We start from the raw sequence: 22386 nt of genomic DNA, 5'->3' as shown, positions 1-22386 counted from the left end.
TTTGAGCTGAAAGGATGTATTCATATGGCGTTAGACGGCGTGACCCTCGCCTATTTAGTTAAAGAGCTTGCTCCTTCACTTGTCGGAGCACGTATTGATAAAATATTTCAACCCGAAAAAGATGAAATACATATCCAATTACGACAGCAAGGATCCAGACGGCTCCTGCTTAATACAAGTGCCACCTCTCCGCGCTTTCACTTTACCCAAGAAAACAAGAAAAACCCTTCTTCCCCCCCCATGTTTTGTATGATTTTACGTAAACACCTAGAGGGGGGCAAACTCATAAGCTTGCATCAAAACGAGCTAGAGCGGGTTATCACCTTTGAATTTCAAAATTATAATGATCGAGGAGATTTAGTCTCTTTGCATCTTCACTTAGAAATCATGGGCAAGCATAGTAATCTCATTCTCGTTGATCCTCAGACCAATACCATTCTTGATGGACTGAAACGTTATTCTCATGCCCTTAGCCAATATCGCGAGGTGTTGCCCGGACGGGCTTATTTGACACCTCCCTCTCAGGGAAAACAACCCCCACTGGAGGATGAAGAGCTTTGGCGAGCTACTCTTTATAATGAAGAATTAGAGGATCCCATGACAAGTATTCTCCTAGCCCGTTTTGCCGGGATCAGCCCGGAATTAGCACGAGAAATCGTCATCCAAGCCGGATTAAGTACTGAAATTCGCCTCCATCAATGCGGAGATATTGACCTTTCTCGACTTTTTCAAGCTTACCGCAGGCTCTCCAATCCGGAGGGTATCTCCAATATTCAGCCTTGCCTATATTACAAACTGACTCCTCGCCCACAACTCTTTGCCTTCAGCTTTCTTCCCTTTCAACAGTACCAAGATTTAAAGGTTGAATATGTTCCATCTTTAAATGATGCCGTTCAAATTTTTTATCAGTCAAAATCCAATAACAACACCATTGAATCCAAGCGTGGCTCTCTAAAGAAGATTGTCCAAGAACAATACACTCATATGAGCAAAAAACTAAAAATATATAGCGAAGCGGAAGAAAGTGCTCAAAAAGGTTTAGCCTATCAAAGATGGGGCGAACTTCTTACAGCAAACCTCTATCGAATTCCACCTGGATCCTCAGAAGCTAACGTAGAGGATTACTATGATCCTTCAGGCTCTACCGTCACCATTCCTCTTAACCCTCATATAAGTGCCATCGACAATGCTCAACGCTATTACAAACTTTATAATAAAGCCAAAGCAACTCTGCTCAAAACAAAGGAGCTCAAAGAAACCTCCCTGGAAGAAATCAATTACCTGGAGTCCTTACAATATACCTTAAATCAAGCTGCGACTATAACGGAACTTAATGAAATTCATCTCGAACTTGCAGGACAAGGATATGTAGCCGGAAAACATATAAAAGAGAACCTCAGCTTTAAGAATGGGCGTTCCAAGCAATCTGCCAAATCCAAATCTAAGTCCAAAACTCCTAAAGAAATCCCCCAGCCCCGAGTTTATCGTTCCAGCCAAGGGAAAATTATTCTAGTCGGAAAAAATAATGCTCAAAATGATTGGCTTTCTTTGCGCAAAGGAAAGCCGACAGATCTTTGGCTCCATACTAAAGTAATTCCGGGTTCCCACGTCCTCGTTCCTCTGGAAGACGGCGAAGAATTCCCTGATGACAAAACCCTCGAAGAAGCAGCTGCCCTGGCAATTTACTATAGCCAGGCACGGGGTTCTTCTCAAGTTGCTGTCGATTACACCCATGTTAAACAACTAAAAAAACCTAACTCAGCAAAGCCCGGAATGGTCGTCTACGATCAGAACTGGACCTTATACCTCACGCCTAAACAGGAGATACTAGAGCAGTTGTTAGCCAGCGAAGAGGTTACGGACTGAACCAAACCCCAATCTTAATCTCAGGACTTAATCTCTATTACAGACAAAGAACCATATGTGATTAATTAATGTTGTAAAAGCTTAATAACCAGGGAGCAGAAAATCGGAGGACGATCTCTGCTCCCTAGTTATTAAGCTTCTTTATCCTTGTCGTTGGTTCCTAGAACTTCGGAAATCGAAAGTGCCCTGTCATTTTGGATGGCCAGCTCTCTAATTGATCGGACTCCTTTGGTATGGGGCCGGAATTGTGGAGAATATACGGCACGCCATCAGGTCTGCGTTTGTCCGAGACAATAGCAATGTGCTCATGAGGCACATCATACGTCACAATGTCCCCTGGCTGCCATTGAGTTAAATTTTCTATATCCCCAGGTTTAATCTCTTGAGTTAAGTCCAGAGCATTTCTCCGAAAAAAGACGATTAGATTCGGCACTCTTCGAAAATCTATATTAGGATCAGGCTTACCTTCAATGCGGTAATATTTACCGAGGTTAGCATGAATATCTTGGTCAACTAATCCCTTTAAGTCGTAGCCTGCATCTCGAAATGCTCGCCACACGACATCAGTGCAGACTCCTTCATTTTCAGGAGGATACCCCTGTTGATAATATGAGCTGCGATATTGGGGTTTTCTCTCCACCTCGGCTTTTGCGCCCTCTACAATGTCTTTCAGATCATCTAAACCATCTCCATCTTTATCCGTTGGACAAACGATGGCGGGAACCTTTAGAGATGGCAAAAAGGGTATAAAGCTTTTAGCCTGAGGGCTTCCCATAACAAAAGTTCCGATAACTGCACATGCTATTAATAAAATTGATGAGCCCCAGACCAACCATTTACGCAAAATCTCACCTCCTATGCTAATATCAAGTCCTTCTAAATTTTGTATCAAGAGTATATTACTACCTTACCAAAATTATCAAGACTTTTTAAGACCTTTGATAAATTTAATTAAAGGTTTATTCGTAATTTTTCATTAAAAATAACATTTCTATTTATGAATCTATAGACAGACAAAGGTCTCTAGAAAGTTGATCTAACTCGTTTTTAGATACATTAAAGGATGGCAACTCCTTAAAAAAGCCGCCACCCCTATATTTATAGCTACTTTATGAAGTTTCCTATAGTCCAAAATGACGCAAAATCATTGGATATAGATCAATAATTCTCAAATGTTCCCCCTCAACCGGTATACCTGCTACAATCATGGGAACTGTTGAATCTTCTTCTTCCAGAGAGCCATGGCTTCCTCCTCCCGGATGGATAGGAGCTCCAGCTGAGAAATATTCATATCCTGAGGCGGCAGAAACAGCAATTCGTCTTCCATCACGTGCTTCGAGTGCCGTTATTAAACGATTAAAGGCATCCGGAAACTTGCCAAACTCTATAAATTGAGTGCCTGTCTCTTTGGCATCAACTACGGTCAAATCTCCTTCATAGAACCAGCTTTGACCGTATACATCTTGGTAGGAACCTCCGCGAGAAAAGAACAGTTGTTTTTCTGTCCCTCCTTGAATAACACTATATCTATTATCTGAGACTTTCCAAGTGATTTGGGCATTGCGAGGATCTTTGGCCAATATACCCACGACTTCAGGCAAGATCTCCTCTTCTCTTTGGAGAAGGTAAATAAAGGCCATCCGTTCATTTGGGCAAATGGCGATATCATGATGCTCTTGATCATTGGCTTCTTCAGTAAACTTAATCCTCTTAAAGGACTTCAAAGAATGATCTAAATTAATAAGATACTCTTTACCTAATCCAACCGTTGACTGGGCGTGATCTCCCGTAATAATTATTACATTTTCTTCCAGTGCTTTTTCCCAACTCCCAAACTCATCTAGGATTAAAGATACTTGTTGATCAGCATGTTCAATGGAAAAGCCTGAGCGCAAAGGCCCATGTTGGTGGGAATATTTATCATTATCAGGAAAATAAACAACCATAAAATCTGGCTGTTGTCCTTCTCGAACAAGTTGTGCAGCAATTCTCCCAGAAAAAGTATCATTAAACCCAAAACGGTGCAAAGGCCCTCTTGGATAGGCTGTACGTCGTCCAGTGAATGGGGGATGAACAAGTTGACCTAGAGTTAAGCTTTTTGGGCCAGAGACAGTTTCATTATAGAGACGGAAACCTGTTCCTAAAGCAAGGGGAAAGGGAACTTTTGCTTGATAATTATTTGCAGCTCGATGCATGAAAAAGTTGATATTACCTGTACTATAGCCCCCTGCCTCTAATACCTCATATAATGTCGGCGTTAGTAGACTAAGATGCTCTTCATTAAGTCTTTGTAGCAAGTTGCGTAGAACCTTCTCCAGACCTACTTTCAAAATACTTTGCCAGGTCGCTCCATAATCTACTACTTTTTTAATTTGATGATTGTACCAGATAAAGCCTGGAACTCCATGGCGATCCGGCCATTTTCCTGTGATCATTGAGCTCGTAGCAACGGGAGTCATGGTTGGAAAAGATGAGACTACCCGATCAATGTAGGTTCCGTGTTTAACTAAAAAACGAAACCCAGGGGCATTCCCTTCTGAAAGTATCCTGCCTAAAACAGCAGGATGAAGGGAGTCTACCACAAATAAGATTACCTTTTTCATGATTGACTCCCTTCGCTAATTTAATATAAAAATAAGTATATCAAACTTTTCGCTCTTTTGTCACGATTTTAGTTAATTGTCTCTAAGACATCCATATACTCTGGAATAATGCTCCAACAATCAAAAAACATATTACAACGATAACACATGCGACCAACTTATCAGAAGAGCTCAAAGGGAATACCTTTGGTTTTTCTTTTTTACTGCCAGTACAATCCTGGCAGCACCCAGAAATTGAGATTAGCGAAGAAGAAATCTCGCTAGACTCATTTAAAATAAACTTATTACGGAATAACTTCTTACCCCTTTGTTTACAGGAAGCCAGAGTATTCAAACATGCTCCGACTGGACAGAAACAACGACACCAAAATCGTAGAATGAAAATTGACGACAGCAAGATTATCCCCATAACTATCCACTGTGAAGTATTCCCATCACCAGCGAAAAATACCGAGAAGGGTTCATAACTGGCAATGCCAGGATTATTGAATAACAGTGCCAACATGGCAGCTAACCAAAGGAAAAGCCAGCGACTTTTATGGGCTGTAAAAATGAGCCTAGGATTTGGAACATAATTGATCAGATTCAAAGCCTTGTAAATTCCCTCCTGAACAGCTCCGAAAGGGCAAAGCCAGGTACAGTAAAAATTCTTTCCCAAGATTAGCGTGACTACTAATACCCCTAGGACCATAAGGTACCAAACCGGTCGTTCGAAAAAGGTCGGCATTTTTAAAGCTAAGATGCTTATAAAATTACCGATGGTCAAAGAAGAATTTGTCACGAATCCCAAAATCACTACAGAAGATACCAATAACCAGATTCTTAATCTCCTCATATTTCTGACTGATGCTGCCATAGCAACTACAAACAACAGAACGACAAGTCCATCCTGCCATTGAAAATGAAAATGCTTTTGAGAGGGAACGGTTAATCCCAATTGGTTTTGACCCACTTGGTATATCCCTTTCTCCACAGCAAGCTTAATCCCTGTTGTCGTCCGGGTTGCTCCGCTTACAGCATCGATATCCTCATAGTTATTTAATGGCTGAGTAATTTTTTTCCCCTTTAAGTTTTCTGGATAACCAAATCCCCGTACTTTCTTTAGATAGAGAGGAGTTTCCGTGTTCTCCAGTATTACTGCATTGACGATACGCCCTTCTCTACTAACCGTGGTCAACATCGTAATCGGTCCGCCGTAACCAGAAGCACTTGATATGACTCCGTAACTTAAAAAGCTGCCCTTGGCATCCATTAATTCATAGGTTTTATAAACCCCGTTAACTTCATTAAACTTAACGGCAGCTGGCTCTCCTTGCTGTAATACACTTAAGATACTCTGTTTGTTAGCTATTTGCTGGTAAATAGACGTTAAGAGAAGCAAGCTGCAGGCGACAATTATAATAAAAGCTTTACCCTTTTTTAGCAAAAAAGTATTGTTTCCCATTTTCATTCTTTCTTTTCAAATAATCGTTTCCTCACATCAGACAGTAAATCGACCTCCGTTGGCTGTTTTTCACACCAATAGCATAAGTTCTGTTCATTTACTAGGTTATAGGCTCCGCAGCGGTTGCATTCCGCCACGGGGGCTTTGTAAATATTCTTGACTTCAAAGGGATTAGTGATAGGATGCCGATCCCGGGTAATGCTTTGGGTGGGACAGGATAACATACACATCCAACAATCTAAACAATGACCACTGGTAAACAAATGAGTGCATTGCTTATCTTCCACTGTAATTCGTAAAGCCTGAGTAGGGCAATACCTGCTGCACATGCCACAATTTACACAGCCTGTACTCATTTGAATAGTAGGCCAAAAGGCAGGACTACCACCTTCACGAAAGTGATTTAAATAACTATCTTCCAGACGCTTTTGCCAATCTGGCAGATAATTACCTCTCTTCTTTACCTTCCTTTCTTCAGGGGTAAGTGAGTTTTTAGTCTTGATCTCTGGTTCAGCCTTTTGTCTACGTCCAACTAAGGACAAAAACAGATCCCGTCGGGAAGTTATTTTTAAGCCCGAGGAAACCGCTTGCAGCTTTTTCTTCTTTTGGGCTTTCCCTGCGGTAGCGACATAAATAAAATCAGGGGTATGACCTGAAGCGCTTAACCATTCCATTGCGGTTTCTACCGATAATTTCATTCTATCGACACAATTTTTCATCGGACATTCATGACATTCATCTAAACGTAGTTCTACAGCTGTCTGCAGACCCAGCTCATACCAAGTCCCTTTCGAAATACTGCTAAGGCATGTCGGAATCTGCACTGCCCCTTTCTCTTTTTCTTCTTTGCTAAGGAAAGGTGTTTCATGGTACCCACAAAAAAATTGTGTTGCTCTTGCTCCTTGATCTTTTACCTCAGTGATAATGGTTGTTTCATCCCATTGCTGTGACCCAAAAACCTGAGTGGGACAATCTGAAAAACACAGGCCGCAACCCAAACACTTTTCCTTATCTAAGAAAATCTGATGATTATACAGAACCAAGGCTTTTCCTGGACAATGGGAAACACAATGGCTGCATTCCACACCATTGTGTTGTTGGTTCAAACACCTATCTGTCTCAACTTGTACATGTGAACCTTTCGTAAAAAGCATGCTTCCACTCCTTTTTCCTTTACTCCGAGAATAAGCCTTTATCTTATCCGATGAGAAGCATTAGATGAGGCCTAAACCTGTCTTCGCCAATTTTGCCAGAGCTTGATAAGAATTGCTCGTCGATTTGGTATGCAGACCGTTGAAAAATTCTACGCACCACTTTTTAAGATGCATCCTTTCGAATTGCTGGATCTGCTGCTCTATTTTTTCCAATGCCTCATGGTTCTCCTCTTTTAAGGCCTGACCCTTCTTACCATATAAATACATCATGAATTCCAGTTCTGTTGCCATATGATCCGCCGGTTCAGCAGATTGTCGAACTAAACTAACCCCCGCCTCTCGATAACAGCGCTCCACATCAAGGGCCGTCGGGCTCATAAACAGCATGGCTCCCTGGCCATCTTCGGGGTTGTGAAGAAAAAGTGTCTCATAAATATTTAAAGCAGGCTGCTTGGGGTCATCAAAAAGCCGGGTATATTCTCGACGCATCTCAATCAAGAGCGGAGTTAAACCCTCTTTGCTTCCTTTCAAGGTATCCAAGGATTCACTAACTAACAATAAATCTTTTTTGCTGCAGGAAAGCTCCTCTAAAATATTAATCCCGTCCTGTCTGTAACTACCATCGAGGAGTGCTTCTGCCAATTCTGTGGTAGGGAGACGTAAGGAAATAGATAATAGTTGAAAGAAATCTGAGGTTGCACAGGCCTCTTTGACTTTTTGTTCTTCGATAGTATTCATTGTTTCTCCTTTTCGTTAACTCCTAATGTTTGTCCTTCTTCATTGAAAAGAAGACTTTACAACTCAGTTTAAGGTGAGCTGTAAAGCCCCAGTTCTACATATACATTTGTACCAAAGGCTGCAGTAAACTACAGCTTTCGTGTATTGGCATTCGTCCCAAGGTTAAGTTTACCAAATCCCAAATTCAATAGGAGTGCCCCTAAGGATACGATTCCTAAAGACAACCCGATTTCAAGCAGAGAAGGGACATAGGGTCCTGTTGTCCCGCCATAAACAGGTGTTCCCGGCAAGGTAATCAATGGATTGAATAATTGGGCCTGAAGCAGGTTGGATTTAATGAGATAGATTGCTATAAGAGCGATTATCGCACCGCCTAAAAGAAGACCTGCCTTCGGTGAGGTTCCTTGTTTAGCTAAAAGAACAATCGCAGTGACAAGAGCTACCATCTCTAACCAGAAACTAACGGCCCCTTTTCCTGTGACCAGCCATAGGAAGGCTGCATAGTCTTCTCCACTACCTGGGTAAAGACCAATCAATATTTCTGTAATTACTATAATGAACTCGATGCAAAGCAGCGCGGCCATCAGTTTACCCATCTTAGCGAGAAGACCAATGGGCATCTTAATATAACCGCTCTTATTCAGGATATGGCTTAGAATCATCATTACCGCTAAAGCGGCTGCTAATGCAGCAATTAAGAAGGACAAGGGCTGTGCCGGAGTATTCCACAAGGGTCTAGCCACTTGGAAACTGAATACGAATGACGTTACCGTTACGAGAATACCTGCAGCAAAAGCAACCAAAGCTAATCCTTTTACGTCTTTTTCTTCGATTTTGCCTTCATTTAGTAAAATGAGCTTGCGAGTAAACATTATAGAAATTACCATATACGAAGCCAGCATGATGAAATCCCAAAACATCGGTGAACTCCAATTCCCGCTGGTGATAAATAACCAAACCCGTTCAGGATTTCCAATGTCAACGATGATGAACAGGGACGCAGCTACAACACTGGCTACAGCCCCCAGATAGGAGGCGATCCGAGTATAGGGCTTAAACTCTTCGAGTTTAAACAGGTAAGGCACCGCTGCAAAAAGCAGACTCCCCGCAGCAATCCCCGTAAAAATCATAAAGCCAACAATATAGAGTCCCCACATATTATCAGTACCTAAGTTGGTCATCTGCAAGCCCTTTGTGAGTTGTAAGCCCCAGCAAACTGCTCCAAGGACAGCAAAGACAGTAAAAATCATTGTCCACAAATTAATTGCACTAGTTTTCTTAGTGTTTGTTACAACTGCCATGTTCCCACCCCTTTACGTTAAGTAGAAGATAGAGGGCTTAGTGCCTTTTTCTTCGAGTAAATGGAAATAACTGCGTCCTTGGATAGCTCGGCTTACTTCACTGTTCGGGTCATCGATGTCCCCAAAAATTCGGGCCCGATTCGGACAGGTATCAATACAGGCTGGTTTCAAGCCTTGTGCCAATCGATGGGTACAAAACGTGCATTTTTCTACTGTATTATACTGATGAGGTGTGATTGCAGCGTCGCCCATAGCTACATCTATGGCATGTTCAGGTTTTTTCCAGTTAAACTGACGAACACTAGCGTATGGACAAGCCACCATACAATAACGGCAGCCAATGCATTTATCATAGTCCTGTATCACAATACCATCTTCTTCTCGCTTATAGGTTGCCTTTACGGGGCAAGCCTTCACACAGGCAGGATTCTCGCAATGCTGACAATTTACGGGCAAGAACTGCATACTCAAATTAGGAAATGTTCCTGATGGTGTATCCATACTTTTACCACCAGCGGTTAGAATTCGGTTCCAAAAAATACCGTCCGGCAGGTTGTTTTCGACTTTGCAAGCTACCGAGCAGGCATGGCAACCTGTACAACGGTCTAGATCTATCGCCATTGCATAACGCATGATTTCAATACCTCCTTATCTTTTTTTAACGTCCACTAAACAATCAAAGAATGCGAAATTGACAGCCATGGGATCTGAAGCAGCGTTAGTTAACTCTTGGAAACAACCTTCGATGAATTGTTCTCGCTGCCAGCCTTTTGGAATACTGAGAACACCTGCACAAATGGCATCATTAACTTCAGCTTTTAGTACCGCCTTGCCACGATCATTAAATACTTCTACGATATCTCCGGTCTTAATCCCCCGGGCTTCAGCATCTACACGGCTGATTTTGGCTAGAGGCTCAGGGTCGATTTCTCTTAACATAGGCACATTGTACCACTGAGTATGGGTGCGGAACCTGGCGTGTTCCTGAATAAATACCAGCGGATATTTGGCAAACAGTGGATTTTCGCTCCATGCTTCACCAGGTGCTTTAAAGTACGGTAGTCGTTCCTTTTCCGTAATACCCTTTAAATTCTGTCCATAGTTAACACGAGGCAAGGGATTTTCACAATAGAGCTGCGCTCTGCCGCTGGGCGTATTAAAAAACTCTTCGCCGCGGATAAATGGTTTTTCGGCACTTCCTGTTGCTCGAATTGCTTTTTCTTTTTTAAGTCTCTCGTAAGTAATATTCATTTTGCGTAAGGCGTCAGAATTTAATAGAACTTTAATCCACGCTGTATCGTCCATGTTTTCGGGGAAAAATTTCTCCAAACCCATTTTCCGACCAATCATGGCGATAATATCGGCATCCGGCTTGCTTTCATACAAGGGCTCAATGGCTTTTTCCTGCATAGTTACGTAGGGGTTGTTATAGTTCACACGCAGGTCATTGACTTCAAACCAGAAGGAAGCAGGTAATACGATATCTGCATAGCGAGCTGTATCCGTAAGCTCAGTATCCACGACAACTGTAAACTCAAGGTTCGGCAAAACATCTGTAAGCCAAGTTTTCTGTTGGGCGAAATTGCTCATCGAATTAGAAGAAGTAGTGTACATAGCTTTGATAGGATAGGGTTTTCCTTCCAGTGCTTGATCTCTTACTGCTTTATAAAACTCAGTGTGGGGAAGTGTTGAACTAGCCATTTTGCCGTTAGTAACATACATACCAATGTAATTAAGGGGGGTACTTTGAACAAATAATCCCGTGAAACCTGCACCCTTTACCCCAATATTCCCTGTGACAGAAGCCATCATGAAGGCAGCAAATGACCATAAATGACCGTTTTGATAGTGATCAATTCCATAATTTGTATAAATCTGGGTCGGTCCGGAAACATAAGCTTGTACTAATTTCTCAATTTTCTCTACAGGAATCTTAGTGTATTTACTGGCTTTCTCAACGGTGTATTCCTGTACTTGTTTCTTAAGCAGGCTAAAAGTGGTCTCCACCTCTACCCCTTGAATCGTGTATGCGCCCTCAATGGCTACATCTTGGGGACCTTCTTTTAACAAGGCAGCGGCATTGGCAACACTATCCCATACATAATAATCATCTTCAGCAGGGGGAAGATTGGCAACAAAATCACTCTTGCGCAATATTTTTCCATTATCTTTACGAACAAGGAAAGGCGCTGTACTTCTCTTTTTCATAAACGGGATATTGATCAAATTTTTATCAATAATATGATTTAGCATAGCAAGTACCAACATTAAATCCGAACCCGGAACGATGGGAATGTATTCATCGGATTTATTGGCAGTGGCTGAGTAGATTGGATCAATGGTAATAATTTTCGCACCATTCTTCTGAGCTTCTTTCAGAATGCGCCAATTTTGTGGCTGAGAGTATACCGGATTAGACCCCCAAACAATAATTGTTTTTGAATCCATCATGGTGCGCGGTTCATTACCCCATAGCCAAACACTACCGCCTATAACACGGTCAGCACCATACCCTGTTGCTTGGTCATAACATACATTTAATTTGGTACAGCCGATAGAATTAGTTAGCCTGTTAAAGATACCCAGGCACCCATGGACAACACCATAATTTCCGGATCCCACATCAAAGGCCAGGGCTTTGGGACCATATTTTGCTTGGACAGCCATAAACTTTTCAGCGATTTCACTAATAGCTTCATCCCAAGAAATTCTTTCCCATTTATCTTCACCCCGTTCACCGACTCGACGCATAGGGTACTTGATTCGAGTAGGACTATAGGTCCTTTGCACATGAGATAAGCCCTTCAAGCAGCTCCCGGTATAGATGCTATCTGGGTAAGGTGCAGGGGTTGTTTTGGTTAATTTACCATCTCGGACATGGGCGTTTAAAAGACAACTTTGGAAACAGTTAGAACGACATGGCGAAATCACCAACGTCTCTTCACTTGAGGCCGCAGTACTTTCTTCTCCTGTCGCTAATGCTTTCATCCCAGAACCCCAAGGATTTGCCGCTACTGCACCTGTGGCTACAGCAGTGGCTGCCGACGCCTTTAGAAAGGTACGGCGGGACAACTTAGAATTAAGTGCAACGTTCTGCTCTTCCTTTTCCATTCCATTTTCCCTCACTTTCATTAGAGCCATAAACTGTTTTTGGTTCTCCATTAAGCGAGCGACGGCCTCATTGAGTTTTCTGTCCCGCAATACCTGAACCAGAGCAGGAAACAATTGTTCATCTGCGTTTTCCTTGACCACGACAGCACTGGCTCCTGCGGTAGTTAACTCGTACTGATAACCGGTGTTGCTGGTGGACACCAGGGCTACGATGGACAGTCCTGAGTTCTTTTCCTTAATCCGCGCAAAAATGTCCCGATAGTATTGTGAGTACGAAAAAACATCAACGATAGCCAGCCTAGCCTTTTTTCTATCGATGATCTGATATAATTCCGCGATACTATCTACACAGACACAATCCACCTTAGCAGAAGCAAAAATTCTTGCTACCACCTGCCGTAGCCAGAGATGGGGAATTGCAACTACAACCGTTAAAAACTCTACCTCAGCCTTACTAATACCACTTAAATTGTCCAACCAAAACAGCTCCTTTGCGCTTAAACGCACAACTTAATTTTATTCTATATGAGGCATCCCCTTTAATCTGTCGGGAATAAGCCTAGATTACGTTGAGAATAACCCGCTAAAAAAACGACAGCAGTGTCAGTAAAAAGCACTACTGTCCCAGCAATTTATAACGGATAGCATAATCCACCAAATCAGAACGATGTTCCAATTTCAATTTGACAGTAATTCGCTCCCGGTAAGTCTCTATAGTACGAGGAGATAAATACAGTTTTTCACCAATTTCCTTGGAGGTAAAGCCGCGAGCAAGTAATTGAAGCACCTGCCGCTCTCTTTCCGACAAGATATCAGGCTTTATCTCCGAAACACTTTCTGTACTGCAATATTGGCGTGCCATCACCTGGACACCTACGGAACTTAAGAAAACCTCTCCATTCATAACAGTTTGAATGGCCTTTAGCAAATCCCGATCTGCCGCCGATTTGTGCACATACCCCATGCCGCCGGCATTCAGGAACTTTAATAGATATACATCTTCCATGTGCATGGTAACTGCGATAACCTTAGTTCCAGGCAGCACTTCCAATATTTTATGGGTAGCCTCTACACCGTCGAAATCAGGCAAAGTAATATCCATTAGCACTACATCGGGCTTCTCCTCTAAAACCCCTCGAACAGCGCCTGCGCCATTGCCTGCTTCCCCGACGACTTCTATATCCCTTTCTCCCTGCAGCAGCATACATAAAGCATTACGCAGAAGTGTATGATCATCCGCCAGAAAAACGCGAATTTTATCCATCATTTCTACTCTCCTTAGTCAAAGGTAGTGTAATCAAGATCTTAGTTCCTTGCTCCGGCTTGCTTTTTATTGTGAACTCTCCTCTAGCAAGCTTTACACGTTCCTCCATACCTAGCAAGCCTAGTCCGCTATTTACATCTCGTAGATTCATTCCTTTGCCATTATCAGCAACCTGCAGTTCCAGACAACCTTCGTTATAATTCAGCGTGACAAAAACATGACTTGCCTTGGCATGACGAGCCACATTGGTTAGGCTTTCTTGGACCGCCCGATAGATTATGATTTCTATTTCACCCGGGAGCCTTTCTTTGATTCGGGGACTGGAAAAATCCGTTGTAATTCCAGAATAGCGACGATAGTCTTCAATATACCAATCTAACGCTGGTACCAATCCTAAATTCTCTAATACAGCCGGGCGCAGATTCATGGATATCCGCCGCACATCCTCGATGGTTTGTTGAGTGATATAGCGAAGCCCACCCAATCGATCATGAATCAGCTCAAGGTCCTGTTCCTGCTGTAATAGCTTTAGTTGAAGCAAAATCGAAGTCATAGCTTGTCCCACCTCGTCATGCAATTCCCGGGACAGCTGTTTCTTATTATTTTCCAGTTCATCAATTGCCTGTTTGCAAATCCGTTCCAGAGTGTCCTCCCTCAATCTCAGACGCTGTATTTCCGTCTCCGCATACATACTATTTCCCAACAATTGGCCAATGCACTGCAATATGCCCAGATTCTTTTCAATCCAACTATCTAACGGGACAAACTGTTGCCATCCTGCCACCAAAACCCCGACGACCTTATCTCCAACTCTGATGGGCAGTAAAAAGCAACTCTGCCAGAGCGCTTCCGGAAAAATTTGATTAATTGACTCTTGATCCTCATAACCAACCAACTTAGAAGGAAGGACCTCTCCCCCCCAAACATCAGCAAAGGTGAAATCTGCATCTGCATTCATTTGTCCGACTAATACGATATGTTCAAGCTTCCGGAGATAGAGTGCACAAGCATCTGCGCCCAATGTACTTGAGAAATACTCAAATACCTTCTCTGGAATTTCTTCAGATGTCCTCTTTTCAACTGCATCAGTAATCTTTATTAATAGTTGTAATAATAATTGATTCGCCATCAATTCTAACACCTCATGAGATTCATCAAATCGCCCTGTGACATGATACATACAGGATACTTAAGAGAAGTTCTTATAACATTGTACCGTATATTCGCTACAAATACTGTCCGCAATAATTGTAATGAATAAACCTATCTGTGGTGGTTTTTACGGATATTGATGTACCGTTATCCCTCGATACAACAAGTAAAACCAGAGTGCTATAATGCAGACAGAAGTAGTTTCCTTTTATCCTCAAAAAATTATAATGATATAGACTGGATGTGAGACCATGATGAATGAAAAACTTTATAACCAAAAAATAGATCGACGCAAGTTCCTTTTAGGAGGTTTTTCCGCAAGTGCTCTAACAGCAAGCGCTCTTCTGCTTGGGCAAAAAGTTACCTTTGCCAATTCCCTTCAAACTAAAACCAATCCCCAATGGCAAATCACTGTTGACGGTAAACTGGTTCAAGCAGGGACTTTTGCAGCAGATCTCAAAAAAGATTTATTTATTCCAGTTCAAAATGGAACAGCCCATGTAAGTTTAGAGGGAAACCGAATTTTTGTCCACCAGGACAATAAGGTCTGCGAGAAAAAGATATGTTCCATGATGGGGGCTATCACCAAATCAGGCGAATCCATAACCTGCTTACCTAACAAACTGGTCATTCGTGTTCTATAATGAATGCTTATAGAAATCTGGCTAAGCTAATCCTAAGTTCCTGCCTATTGATCCTCTTGTCATTTTTCTTAGTGGCCTGCAGCCCAAATCCATCAAAGGACATATACCGAGGGGCTCAATTTCTTTTTGATACGGAAGTTTTTATCGAAGCCCATGGACCCGGTGCACAAGAGGCTGGGCTGAAAGCTATGGGGAAAATGACTACTTTAGACCAGGCGTGTAATATCTATTCTCTGGACAGTGAGCTGACCGCCCTGAATCAAGCTGCGGGCGAAAAACCAGTGCCCTTATCAGATGATACATTCTTTCTTATTCAGCGTTCTTTGGAAGCAGCAAAGCTAACGAAAGGGATCTTCGACCCTACCATAGGTCCTTTGGTTCAGCTATGGCAAAAAGCTAAATCACTAGAAACCCTCCCCACTTCTGAGGAAATACGCAAGGTCTTAATTTTAGTTGACTACAAAAAGGTCATTTTAAATCCTGACCTTAAGACTGCCTTCTTGCCCACAACTGGTATGAGCATTGACCTGGGAGGTATAGCCAAAGGATACGCTGTGGAGCAAGCGATTAATAGTCTAAACCAGGCTGGAATTTCTTCTGCTATGGTCATAGCAGGCGGAAACATTGGCACCATCAACACTAAACCTGACGGCACTCCTTGGCGGGTAGGTATAAAGGATCCTCAACAGCCCGACTGTATAATCGGCTATTTGGAACCTAGCAATCAAGTTGTCGACACATCCGGAAATTATGAACGTTATTTTACTCAGGAGGGTAAAAAATACGGACATGTATTAAATCCTCGAACAGGTCGTCCCACCAATGGATTTGCCAGCTGTACTATTTTGACTGATAGTCCTACGATGGCCGATGCGTTATCCACCACGCTTCTAATTCTTGGAACTGAAGGATTAACCTTAATAAATGATTTACCCAATACTCAGGCCCTTCTCATTGATTCAGATGGATTACAGTTTATGTCAGATGGGTTAAAGGATTTGCTAAATAAATAGACAAGCCCTCGCACAAGTCAAAAGGAACGGGTTGGAAATCGTCACCTCCAGCCTGCTCCTTTTTTCATATTTAAATTCTCTATAAAATAGCATTTCCTGTGTCCCGATCTATTTTTTTACAGTCATCGGCAGTTAGTGAAAGTTACCCTTCATCAAATAACTTCAGATATAGTTTTCAGTGTTTGAGTGTCAACGGCAAAATTCTGTATTGTTGCCGTTATTTCTTGGGTAGCTGCAGCCTGAGTATGGGAAACATCATTTAGTGCTTCTACCTTTTTCATAAGATAATTTACTTTTGTGTTTATAGTTGAGATGAGAGCCTTAGTTTCAACCACTGATTTGGCACTATTTTCAGCCATTTTGCGAATTTCTTCAGCTACAACAGCAAATCCTTTCCCTGATTCACCCGCTCTTGCCGCCTGAATAGCTGCATTTAACCCTAAGAGTCTCGAATTTTTGGCAACACTATTAACGAAATCTAGAATTTGATTGGCTTCTTCAATTAATTTTAGTATATCTAACGTTTGATCCAATACGTCTGATACATTATCGGACAGGAACGAGGCTGATGATGCCAGCTCCTCTGTTGTATCTGAAAGCTGTTCAGCAGAAGATGAAATCGTTTCAATTGTATTTTGTAAAGTAGTTTGACTTTTTAAGCTTAGAGCGAGACTAATTGTTCCAATGATATCATCCTCACGATCTAGAATAGGGATAGTTGTAGATTTAAAAGCAACTCCATAGAGTTCTTTTGGGATTATGCTTGTTTTTATGTCCCCCGTCTTTAGAGTAATTGGTATATTTCCGCTTGTGGGAATAGGTTTCCCTATCAAATTAGGCTGTTTATTGACAACCTCTGAGCCCAAAAAATAGCCTAGGATTTTCTCCGTATCAGTAAGTATAATAGTATTTTCTATTGATAGCACCCGGTGAAATAACGATGATATGTCTCCAATAATTTCAAATAGCTCATCATTAGTTAGGTTGTAAAGCTTTTTTTCTCTCATACGTTGCCTCCAACTAGATATACGATTTTTTAACCAATTGAAAAGGTGTTTCTCTCATTGAAGTCGCTCAACTTGAACATCGAAGGATTCGGTGATAATCCTCTTATTGGAGACTATCATTACCATACAGAGTCCATCTTACCACTCCCACTTATGAAGTTGGTTCTTCAGTTGAATGCTCTATTATATTCTAGCGCATATTAACTTCTAAAGCTGTCAGTTAAAAATGATAGCAATAAACCTTTTTGTGGTGATTTTTACGTATTGATCCTAAATGATACGAGGGCTCCGCTATACAGAATCTCAATACTATGGCAATATCTAGTTTACCTTTAGTACAGGTTAAAGGATTTTTCAGAAAACAAACAGACTAAGAGTACCCTTGTTTCTTTAATGTCTTAAGTGAAATATAAATAATTGGGTATTATAAGAAAGTATCGATGCTAAAGGAGGAGGAAATAGTTTATGTACCTCAAAGTGTTTAGAAAAATCCTCAATCTTCTTCACCAACTAAATAATAAGAATTCTCTTAAGGATTCTCTGGTCATTGGACTTATAAGCGGTACGGTTGGAGCGCTTGTCACAGAGTTACTTAACGTACTACTAGGAAACAAGCTATTTTTCGGAAAAGTTGCCTCATCGATGGTTGTGAATCCATTGCGCAGCTATAGACTAAAGAATATTCTCCTTGGCGAGGTCATGCACATGACTGTTGGGGCAGGTATAGGTGCCCTAATATCCGGACTTCTTAAAGTAGCTGGAAAAGATTTCGTTATCGTCAAAGGCATTTTCATAAGCTTGTTGGCCTGGATCGGTCTTCATAATGGGGGAAATAAATTAGATCTATTTGGTATTAAACCACATTCAACTAAAAGCCACTATTTTGCTTTAATTCAGCACCTGGTGTATGGATTAACTACTTCGGCCGTACTTAAATACATCTCGGATTCTAATACATTTCAACAGCCATCAATTACCAAAGTCAACAACCGGACAAGTTACTTGGAGTATGAGTAGCCATTTTGGGCAAATCCGGAAAAACAAGAACCTACTCCTCAAGTCCTTTTTTAGATCGAGAGAAGAAGGATCAACCCGGAAGAAATATAGACTTCGTCACATAAGGCTCTGGGTAAGACAAAAGAACCGTCCCCCTGACTAGCCATAGCTGGAGAGGGAGACGGTTCTCTTGTCTTGCTTTATCCTAATCAAATCTTTCGGCTTCCGGGTTTGACAGCAGGAATTCCCTGAGCACAAAGAGGGCAATCCTGAGCTTCGTAGGCTTGGATACTCAACTGAATAACTGAGCACTGAGGTAAACCAAAATCTACTTTTCCACCTGAGCGATCGACGAGTACTCCCACACCTAGGGCCGTGGCTCCGAATTCTTTGACTACAGTCAGTACTTCTCGAACTGAACCACCAGTCGTTATAACATCTTCAACTACCAATACTCTTTCTCCCGGGGATATAGTAAATCCTCTGCGCAAGCGCATGATTCCATTTTCTCTCTCTGTGAATAAAGACCTAACTCCTAAGGCTTTGGCAACTTCATGGGCTACTAAAATCCCCCCTGTTGCGGGGCCGATGACTGTTTGAACGTCCATGTCCCGAAATTGTGATGCCAGCCCCTCTGCCAAAATCCCTGCTCGATCCGGATGTTGAAGTACTTGAGCACACTGCATGTATTGAGCACTGTGTTTGCCTGAGGTTAAAAGGAAATGCCCCTCCAACAAAGCTTCACTTTTTCTAAACAGGTCCATATATTCTTCAGTTGTAAGCGGCATCTTATTGTTAAGAGTTTTATCCATTAATGTGATCTCTCCTTTTCTATAACCTCTATGTCATCTACTCTGAAAAAGCTTTCAGGTAAGTCGATTCTTCTGGTCTGGCTCTGGGGGCGGAGCGCTTTTACGCTGTTGTAATTCGTGCGAAGACGGTGTCTTCAGCCAGCACGCGTCTGCGAGTTCCGCCGCTGCCTCGCTGGACGGTTCGCGAGCGCGTCCGAACCTCTGTGCATTACTGCATGTGAACCTGCGGCGCGCTACGGGGACGCGAACCGTCAGCGCTCGCCATAACGCGGCTCCGCTGACGCATCCGCTTAGCAGGCAAGCGCTCCTTCAGCCAGTTTGCTGGGAGTGTAAGCAGATCTCTAGGGAGGCTCTGGTCGGGCTTCGTGGGATCTACGTGTGTTAGGCATTTTCATCATCTGCTAGTGCTACGACAGCGGCATGATCGGCCACTCTGAAAAAAGGAAGCCGAAAGCCCCAAAACAGTCCCAAGAACCCATGGACCCGAAAGCAGGGCAGCTTCGTCCACAGAAGCGAACCCATTGCATGGAGAGGCGGTAAAAGCCCACAAGACGGCGCGGGGAGACGGAGCCACGGGTTAACATCAGGTACTACCCGGAGGTTTGGCGAAGTCCCGCGTCGGCGAGTGGGCGAGCCTCGGAGTGCTGCGGTGAGCGGATGTTGCGAAGCCGCCCAACCCGAGCGACCCCTTTTTCATCCTATTCCCAAAGCCGTTCTAAAGCTTGGCGTGGATCTTCCGAACGGGTTATCGGCCTCCCGATGACCAGGTATGAACTGCCTGCATCTAAAGCTTCTGAAGGAGTAAGAACCCTTGCTTGATCCTGGGCTTCACTCCAGGCTGGGCGGATTCCTGGTGTCACAATTAGAAAATCCGCTTTTGTGTTTTTTCTAATATCTGTTGCCTCCTTAGCTGATGCAACGACACCGTCAAGCCCTGCCTTTTCCGCTAGCACCGCTAATTCTACAACGTGCTCTCCCAGGTTCCGTTGGACTCCCATCTCTTGTCTGAATTGAGTTTCTGACATACTTGTCAGGACTGTAACTCCAATCACCTTAGGGATACTATTTAGCTTACTTCCTTCTTCACGCACTGCATTCCCTGCTCTAGCCATCATATCATACCCGCCGCTGCAATGGACATTGATCATATCAGCTCCACACTGCACGAATCCTCGAATTGCTCGTTCCACTGTTGTAGGTATATCATGCAGCTTCAAATCAAGAAAAATGGGAAATCCTAAAGCTTTTAGTTCCCGAATCATCATGGGGCCGGTATAGGAGTAAAGTTCTAAGCCTACTTTTAGCCAACACCCACTGCCTTGAAGAGCTTTGGCTAGAACTAAAGCTTCCTCTCGACTTTGAACATCTAAGGCAACCATCACTCGCTGGTTATTTAATGTTAAATCCAACAATATCCCCCCAGTTTTCAACATTTCAAGGCAGGAAAAAGCTATTAACAGTTCATGGTTTAAGTAAACCGGTGTCATTTGTTTTATCTAACATGATGGGCTAATCCTACTAAATCCCTTACGGAGGCCAGTCCACGTTCCTCACAGTACTCTTTGATTCCTTGTAAAATCTCTAACGGTGCCTGAGGATTAACGAAATTACCAGTACCTATACTTATTGCCGTTGCTCCTGCCAGCATGAATTCTACGGCGTCTTGCCAAGTTGTGATCCCGCCCATTCCAATAATCGGCAAATCGACTGCTTGAAAAACCTGCCAAACCATGCGTACGGCAACTGGCCGAATCGCTGGGCCTGATAGTCCTCCAAATGTATTGGCTAAAACAGGCCGTTGTTGATATATATCAATATGCATCCCTAAAAGAGTATTAATCAGAGAGATTGCATCCGCTCCCCCTAGCTGAACTGCCCGCGCCATGCCCACAATATCTGTAACATTGGGAGAAAGTTTTGCGATAACTGGCAAATCAGTTTCAGCCTTTACCGCGGCAATTACTTCCTGGGCACTTTGAGGATCTGTACCAAAATGCATTCCACCATGTTTGACATTGGGACAAGAGATATTCACCTCAAGTGCAGCTAAACCGGAATCCTTTTGCAGTGCCCGGGCCAGCTGGACATAATCTTCAAGGGAAAATCCAGAAATATTGGCGATGGCTGCAGTGGGTAACTTCCTTATCTTTGGCAGATAGGATTGAATAAATTCATCTAATCCTGGGTTTTCCAGACCAACGGCATTTAGCAGTCCTGCCGGAGTTTCAGCTAACCTGGGGACAGGGTTGCCCAGTCGAGGTAAGGGAGTAACCCCTTTTAGAGTTATTCCCCCTAAGGCTTCCAGAGGACAATAGCTGGTATACTCCTCTCCAAATCCGTAGGTACCCGAACAAGTAATCAGTGGATTTCTTAAGGTTATTCCAGCGAACTGGGTAGATAAATTAACAGGATTCATCCCATACAACCTCCTCTCCTCGGAAAACCGGTCCATCCTGACATACTTTTTTATGAACTTTTGCCCCAGTTTCGTCGATCAACGTGCACACACAACCCAAGCAGGCTCCTACTGCACACCCCATTCTTTCTTCCAGGGAAACCTCTATAGGTACTTTAACGTTTATACAAATCTCCGCCACGGCCTGCATCATCTTCTTTGGGCCACAAGCCGCTGCCCAGATTTGGCTACTGCTCAAAGACATTTGTCCTAACTGATCATTTATTTGTTCAGTCACAAGGCCCTTTTGCCCTAGACTTCCATCAAGTGTACTCAGATATAGCGGGATTCCTAATTTCTCCCAGGAGGAAAGACCGGCACTCTCCAGAAAGGATTGGTTTTCTCCTCCCCAAAACAAGCGAACAGTTAACCCCTTACTCAGAGCACTAAGGGCTAAGGGATATAAGGGAAAAATTCCAATTCCTCCGGCTACCAACCATAATTCTCCCGCTTCCGGCAGAGAAAAGCCATGTCCCAAAGGGCCCATGATACTGAGCACTCCTCCCTCCTTAGCACGCGCAAGAATTTCTGTTCCTCGTCCCTGAACTCGATAGAGCAAAGTAATTTCGTCATTCTCGGAAGAGATGTCGGCTAAACTAATCGGCCGCCTTAACAAGGGATCAAATGACGAGATTGATGAGTCCTGGACTTGGATTGCAACGAATTGTCCCGCCTGGGCAGTTCTGGCAATCGGTCCTTTCAGAACTAACCTTTTAAGCTTATGCTTTTCATCCCCCAGGGATTCATGAACTACCACTTGTCCTTTGGTAAGCATGGCAACCTCCTTTTCGTGGTTCGATATTCGTAGTTCGTGGTTCGCAATTGA

At 42.9% G+C, this 22386-nt stretch carries 19 protein-coding genes; 4 read left to right on the top strand and 15 right to left on the bottom strand.

All coding sequences use genetic code 11. The features are described from left to right. Positions 1-24: 24 nt before the first annotated feature. The gene (locus DP73_RS07415; protein ID WP_034598543.1) at positions 25-1866 is read left to right on the top strand and encodes an NFACT RNA binding domain-containing protein; all 1842 of its coding nucleotides are present in this window, start codon (positions 25-27) and stop codon (positions 1864-1866) included. A gap of 160 nt (positions 1867-2026) precedes the next feature. Here the strand turns inward: DP73_RS07415 and DP73_RS07410 are convergent, their stop codons facing one another. The 10 genes from DP73_RS07410 to DP73_RS22000 all read right to left on the bottom strand — a co-directional run bounded on the left by DP73_RS07410 (position 2027) and on the right by DP73_RS22000 (position 14610). Then, entirely contained in the window at positions 2027-2656 is a 630-nt protein-coding gene (locus tag DP73_RS07410; RefSeq protein WP_242865723.1) for a DUF1287 domain-containing protein, read from the bottom strand. Positions 2657-2987: 331 nt separating this feature from the next. Further along, on the bottom strand, positions 2988-4469 hold the full coding sequence (locus DP73_RS07405; protein WP_034598540.1) for an alkaline phosphatase family protein: 1482 nt from the start codon (positions 4467-4469) through the stop codon (positions 2988-2990). A gap of 82 nt (positions 4470-4551) precedes the next feature. Then, on the bottom strand, positions 4552-5913 hold the full coding sequence (locus DP73_RS07400) for a 4Fe-4S binding protein (protein ID WP_034598538.1): 1362 nt from the start codon (positions 5911-5913) through the stop codon (positions 4552-4554). Positions 5914-5915: 2 nt separating this feature from the next. Further along, on the bottom strand, positions 5916-7067 hold the full coding sequence (locus tag DP73_RS07395) for a 4Fe-4S dicluster domain-containing protein (protein ID WP_034598537.1): 1152 nt from the start codon (positions 7065-7067) through the stop codon (positions 5916-5918). Positions 7068-7127: 60 nt separating this feature from the next. Further along, positions 7128-7805 (bottom strand): molecular chaperone TorD family protein, encoded by a 678-nt coding sequence (locus DP73_RS07390; RefSeq protein ID WP_034598535.1) that lies wholly within the window; start codon positions 7803-7805, stop codon positions 7128-7130. A gap of 128 nt (positions 7806-7933) precedes the next feature. Beyond that, positions 7934-9106, bottom strand: coding sequence for an NrfD/PsrC family molybdoenzyme membrane anchor subunit (gene nrfD, locus DP73_RS07385; protein ID WP_034598534.1), 1173 nt, complete (start codon positions 9104-9106; stop codon positions 7934-7936). Positions 9107-9118: 12 nt separating this feature from the next. Further along, a complete protein-coding gene (locus tag DP73_RS07380; RefSeq protein ID WP_034598533.1) occupies positions 9119-9739 on the bottom strand; it encodes a 4Fe-4S dicluster domain-containing protein in 621 nt (206 codons plus the stop codon). 15 nt (positions 9740-9754) lie between these two features. Next, positions 9755-12694 carry a molybdopterin-dependent oxidoreductase gene (locus DP73_RS07375; RefSeq protein ID WP_052090465.1) on the bottom strand — a complete coding sequence of 980 codons (2940 nt, stop codon included), beginning with the start codon at positions 12692-12694 and terminating at the stop codon, positions 9755-9757. 139 nt (positions 12695-12833) lie between these two features. Next, positions 12834-13484 carry a response regulator transcription factor gene (locus tag DP73_RS07370; RefSeq protein ID WP_205623364.1) on the bottom strand — a complete coding sequence of 217 codons (651 nt, stop codon included), beginning with the start codon at positions 13482-13484 and terminating at the stop codon, positions 12834-12836. After that, the gene (locus DP73_RS22000; protein ID WP_052090463.1) at positions 13474-14610 is read right to left on the bottom strand and encodes a sensor histidine kinase; all 1137 of its coding nucleotides are present in this window, start codon (positions 14608-14610) and stop codon (positions 13474-13476) included. Before DP73_RS22000 ends, DP73_RS07370 begins: the two co-directional genes overlap by 11 nt. Positions 14611-14884: 274 nt before the next feature. Between DP73_RS22000 and DP73_RS07360 the strand changes: the two genes are divergently transcribed. Beyond that, complete coding sequence (locus tag DP73_RS07360; protein ID WP_242865716.1) at positions 14885-15277, top strand: NusG domain II-containing protein; 393 nt, start codon at positions 14885-14887, stop codon at positions 15275-15277. Further along, on the top strand, positions 15277-16290 hold the full coding sequence (locus DP73_RS07355) for an FAD:protein FMN transferase (protein ID WP_034598532.1): 1014 nt from the start codon (positions 15277-15279) through the stop codon (positions 16288-16290). The genes DP73_RS07360 and DP73_RS07355 overlap by 1 nt, the downstream gene beginning before the upstream one ends. A gap of 152 nt (positions 16291-16442) precedes the next feature. Here the strand turns inward: DP73_RS07355 and DP73_RS07350 are convergent, their stop codons facing one another. Further along, positions 16443-17297 (bottom strand): methyl-accepting chemotaxis protein, encoded by an 855-nt coding sequence (locus tag DP73_RS07350; protein ID WP_034598529.1) that lies wholly within the window; start codon positions 17295-17297, stop codon positions 16443-16445. Between the two features lie 465 nt (positions 17298-17762). On the opposite strand from DP73_RS07350, the gene DP73_RS07345 reads away from it, so the two are divergent. After that, the gene (locus DP73_RS07345; protein WP_034598528.1) at positions 17763-18314 is read left to right on the top strand and encodes a hypothetical protein; all 552 of its coding nucleotides are present in this window, start codon (positions 17763-17765) and stop codon (positions 18312-18314) included. Positions 18315-18502: 188 nt separating this feature from the next. Here DP73_RS07345 and pyrE read toward each other — a convergent pair whose 3' ends face one another. The 4 genes from pyrE to DP73_RS07325 form a co-directional block, all read right to left on the bottom strand. Beyond that, the gene (gene pyrE, locus DP73_RS07340; RefSeq protein ID WP_034598527.1) at positions 18503-19105 is read right to left on the bottom strand and encodes an orotate phosphoribosyltransferase; all 603 of its coding nucleotides are present in this window, start codon (positions 19103-19105) and stop codon (positions 18503-18505) included. A 698-nt stretch (positions 19106-19803) separates the two neighbouring features. Next, positions 19804-20538 (bottom strand): orotidine-5'-phosphate decarboxylase, encoded by a 735-nt coding sequence (gene pyrF, locus DP73_RS07335; protein ID WP_034598730.1) that lies wholly within the window; start codon positions 20536-20538, stop codon positions 19804-19806. 59 nt (positions 20539-20597) lie between these two features. Continuing rightward, on the bottom strand, positions 20598-21521 hold the full coding sequence (locus DP73_RS07330; protein WP_034598526.1) for a dihydroorotate dehydrogenase: 924 nt from the start codon (positions 21519-21521) through the stop codon (positions 20598-20600). Continuing rightward, positions 21508-22335: a dihydroorotate dehydrogenase electron transfer subunit gene (locus DP73_RS07325; protein WP_034598525.1), complete on the bottom strand. Its 828-nt coding sequence runs from the start codon at positions 22333-22335 to the stop codon at positions 21508-21510. Before DP73_RS07325 ends, DP73_RS07330 begins: the two co-directional genes overlap by 14 nt. Positions 22336-22386: the final 51 nt, after the last annotated feature.

Origin of the sequence: Desulfosporosinus sp. HMP52, assembly GCF_000765145.1 — a bacterium.
In the GTDB taxonomy this organism is placed as follows: Bacteria; Bacillota; Desulfitobacteriia; order Desulfitobacteriales; family Desulfitobacteriaceae; genus Desulfosporosinus.
Note: the sequence above shows the minus strand (reverse complement) of the source record. Positions and strands in the feature narration are given on the sequence as shown.

Excerpts from the sequence above, each read along its gene's own strand:
- DP73_RS07415 (WP_034598543.1), top strand. The coding sequence starts at position 25 with ATGGCGTTAGACGGCGTGACCCTCGCCTATTTAGTTAAAGAGCTTGCT.
- DP73_RS07405 (WP_034598540.1), bottom strand. The coding sequence starts at position 4,469 with ATGAAAAAGGTAATCTTATTTGTGGTAGACTCCCTTCATCCTGCTGTT.
- DP73_RS07400 (WP_034598538.1), bottom strand. The coding sequence starts at position 5,913 with ATGGGAAACAATACTTTTTTGCTAAAAAAGGGTAAAGCTTTTATTATA.
- DP73_RS07395 (WP_034598537.1), bottom strand. The coding sequence starts at position 7,067 with ATGCTTTTTACGAAAGGTTCACATGTACAAGTTGAGACAGATAGGTGT.
- DP73_RS07390 (WP_034598535.1), bottom strand. The coding sequence starts at position 7,805 with ATGAATACTATCGAAGAACAAAAAGTCAAAGAGGCCTGTGCAACCTCA.
- nrfD (WP_034598534.1), bottom strand. The coding sequence starts at position 9,106 with ATGGCAGTTGTAACAAACACTAAGAAAACTAGTGCAATTAATTTGTGG.
- DP73_RS07380 (WP_034598533.1), bottom strand. The coding sequence starts at position 9,739 with ATGCGTTATGCAATGGCGATAGATCTAGACCGTTGTACAGGTTGCCAT.
- DP73_RS07370 (WP_205623364.1), bottom strand. The coding sequence starts at position 13,484 with ATGATGGATAAAATTCGCGTTTTTCTGGCGGATGATCATACACTTCTG.
- DP73_RS22000 (WP_052090463.1), bottom strand. The coding sequence starts at position 14,610 with ATGGCGAATCAATTATTATTACAACTATTAATAAAGATTACTGATGCA.
- DP73_RS07360 (WP_242865716.1), top strand. The coding sequence starts at position 14,885 with ATGATGAATGAAAAACTTTATAACCAAAAAATAGATCGACGCAAGTTC.
- DP73_RS07355 (WP_034598532.1), top strand. The coding sequence starts at position 15,277 with ATGAATGCTTATAGAAATCTGGCTAAGCTAATCCTAAGTTCCTGCCTA.
- DP73_RS07350 (WP_034598529.1), bottom strand. The coding sequence starts at position 17,297 with ATGAGAGAAAAAAAGCTTTACAACCTAACTAATGATGAGCTATTTGAA.
- DP73_RS07345 (WP_034598528.1), top strand. The coding sequence starts at position 17,763 with ATGTACCTCAAAGTGTTTAGAAAAATCCTCAATCTTCTTCACCAACTA.
- pyrE (WP_034598527.1), bottom strand. The coding sequence starts at position 19,105 with ATGGATAAAACTCTTAACAATAAGATGCCGCTTACAACTGAAGAATAT.
- pyrF (WP_034598730.1), bottom strand. The coding sequence starts at position 20,538 with ATGTTGAAAACTGGGGGGATATTGTTGGATTTAACATTAAATAACCAG.
- DP73_RS07330 (WP_034598526.1), bottom strand. The coding sequence starts at position 21,521 with ATGAATCCTGTTAATTTATCTACCCAGTTCGCTGGAATAACCTTAAGA.
- DP73_RS07325 (WP_034598525.1), bottom strand. The coding sequence starts at position 22,335 with ATGCTTACCAAAGGACAAGTGGTAGTTCATGAATCCCTGGGGGATGAA.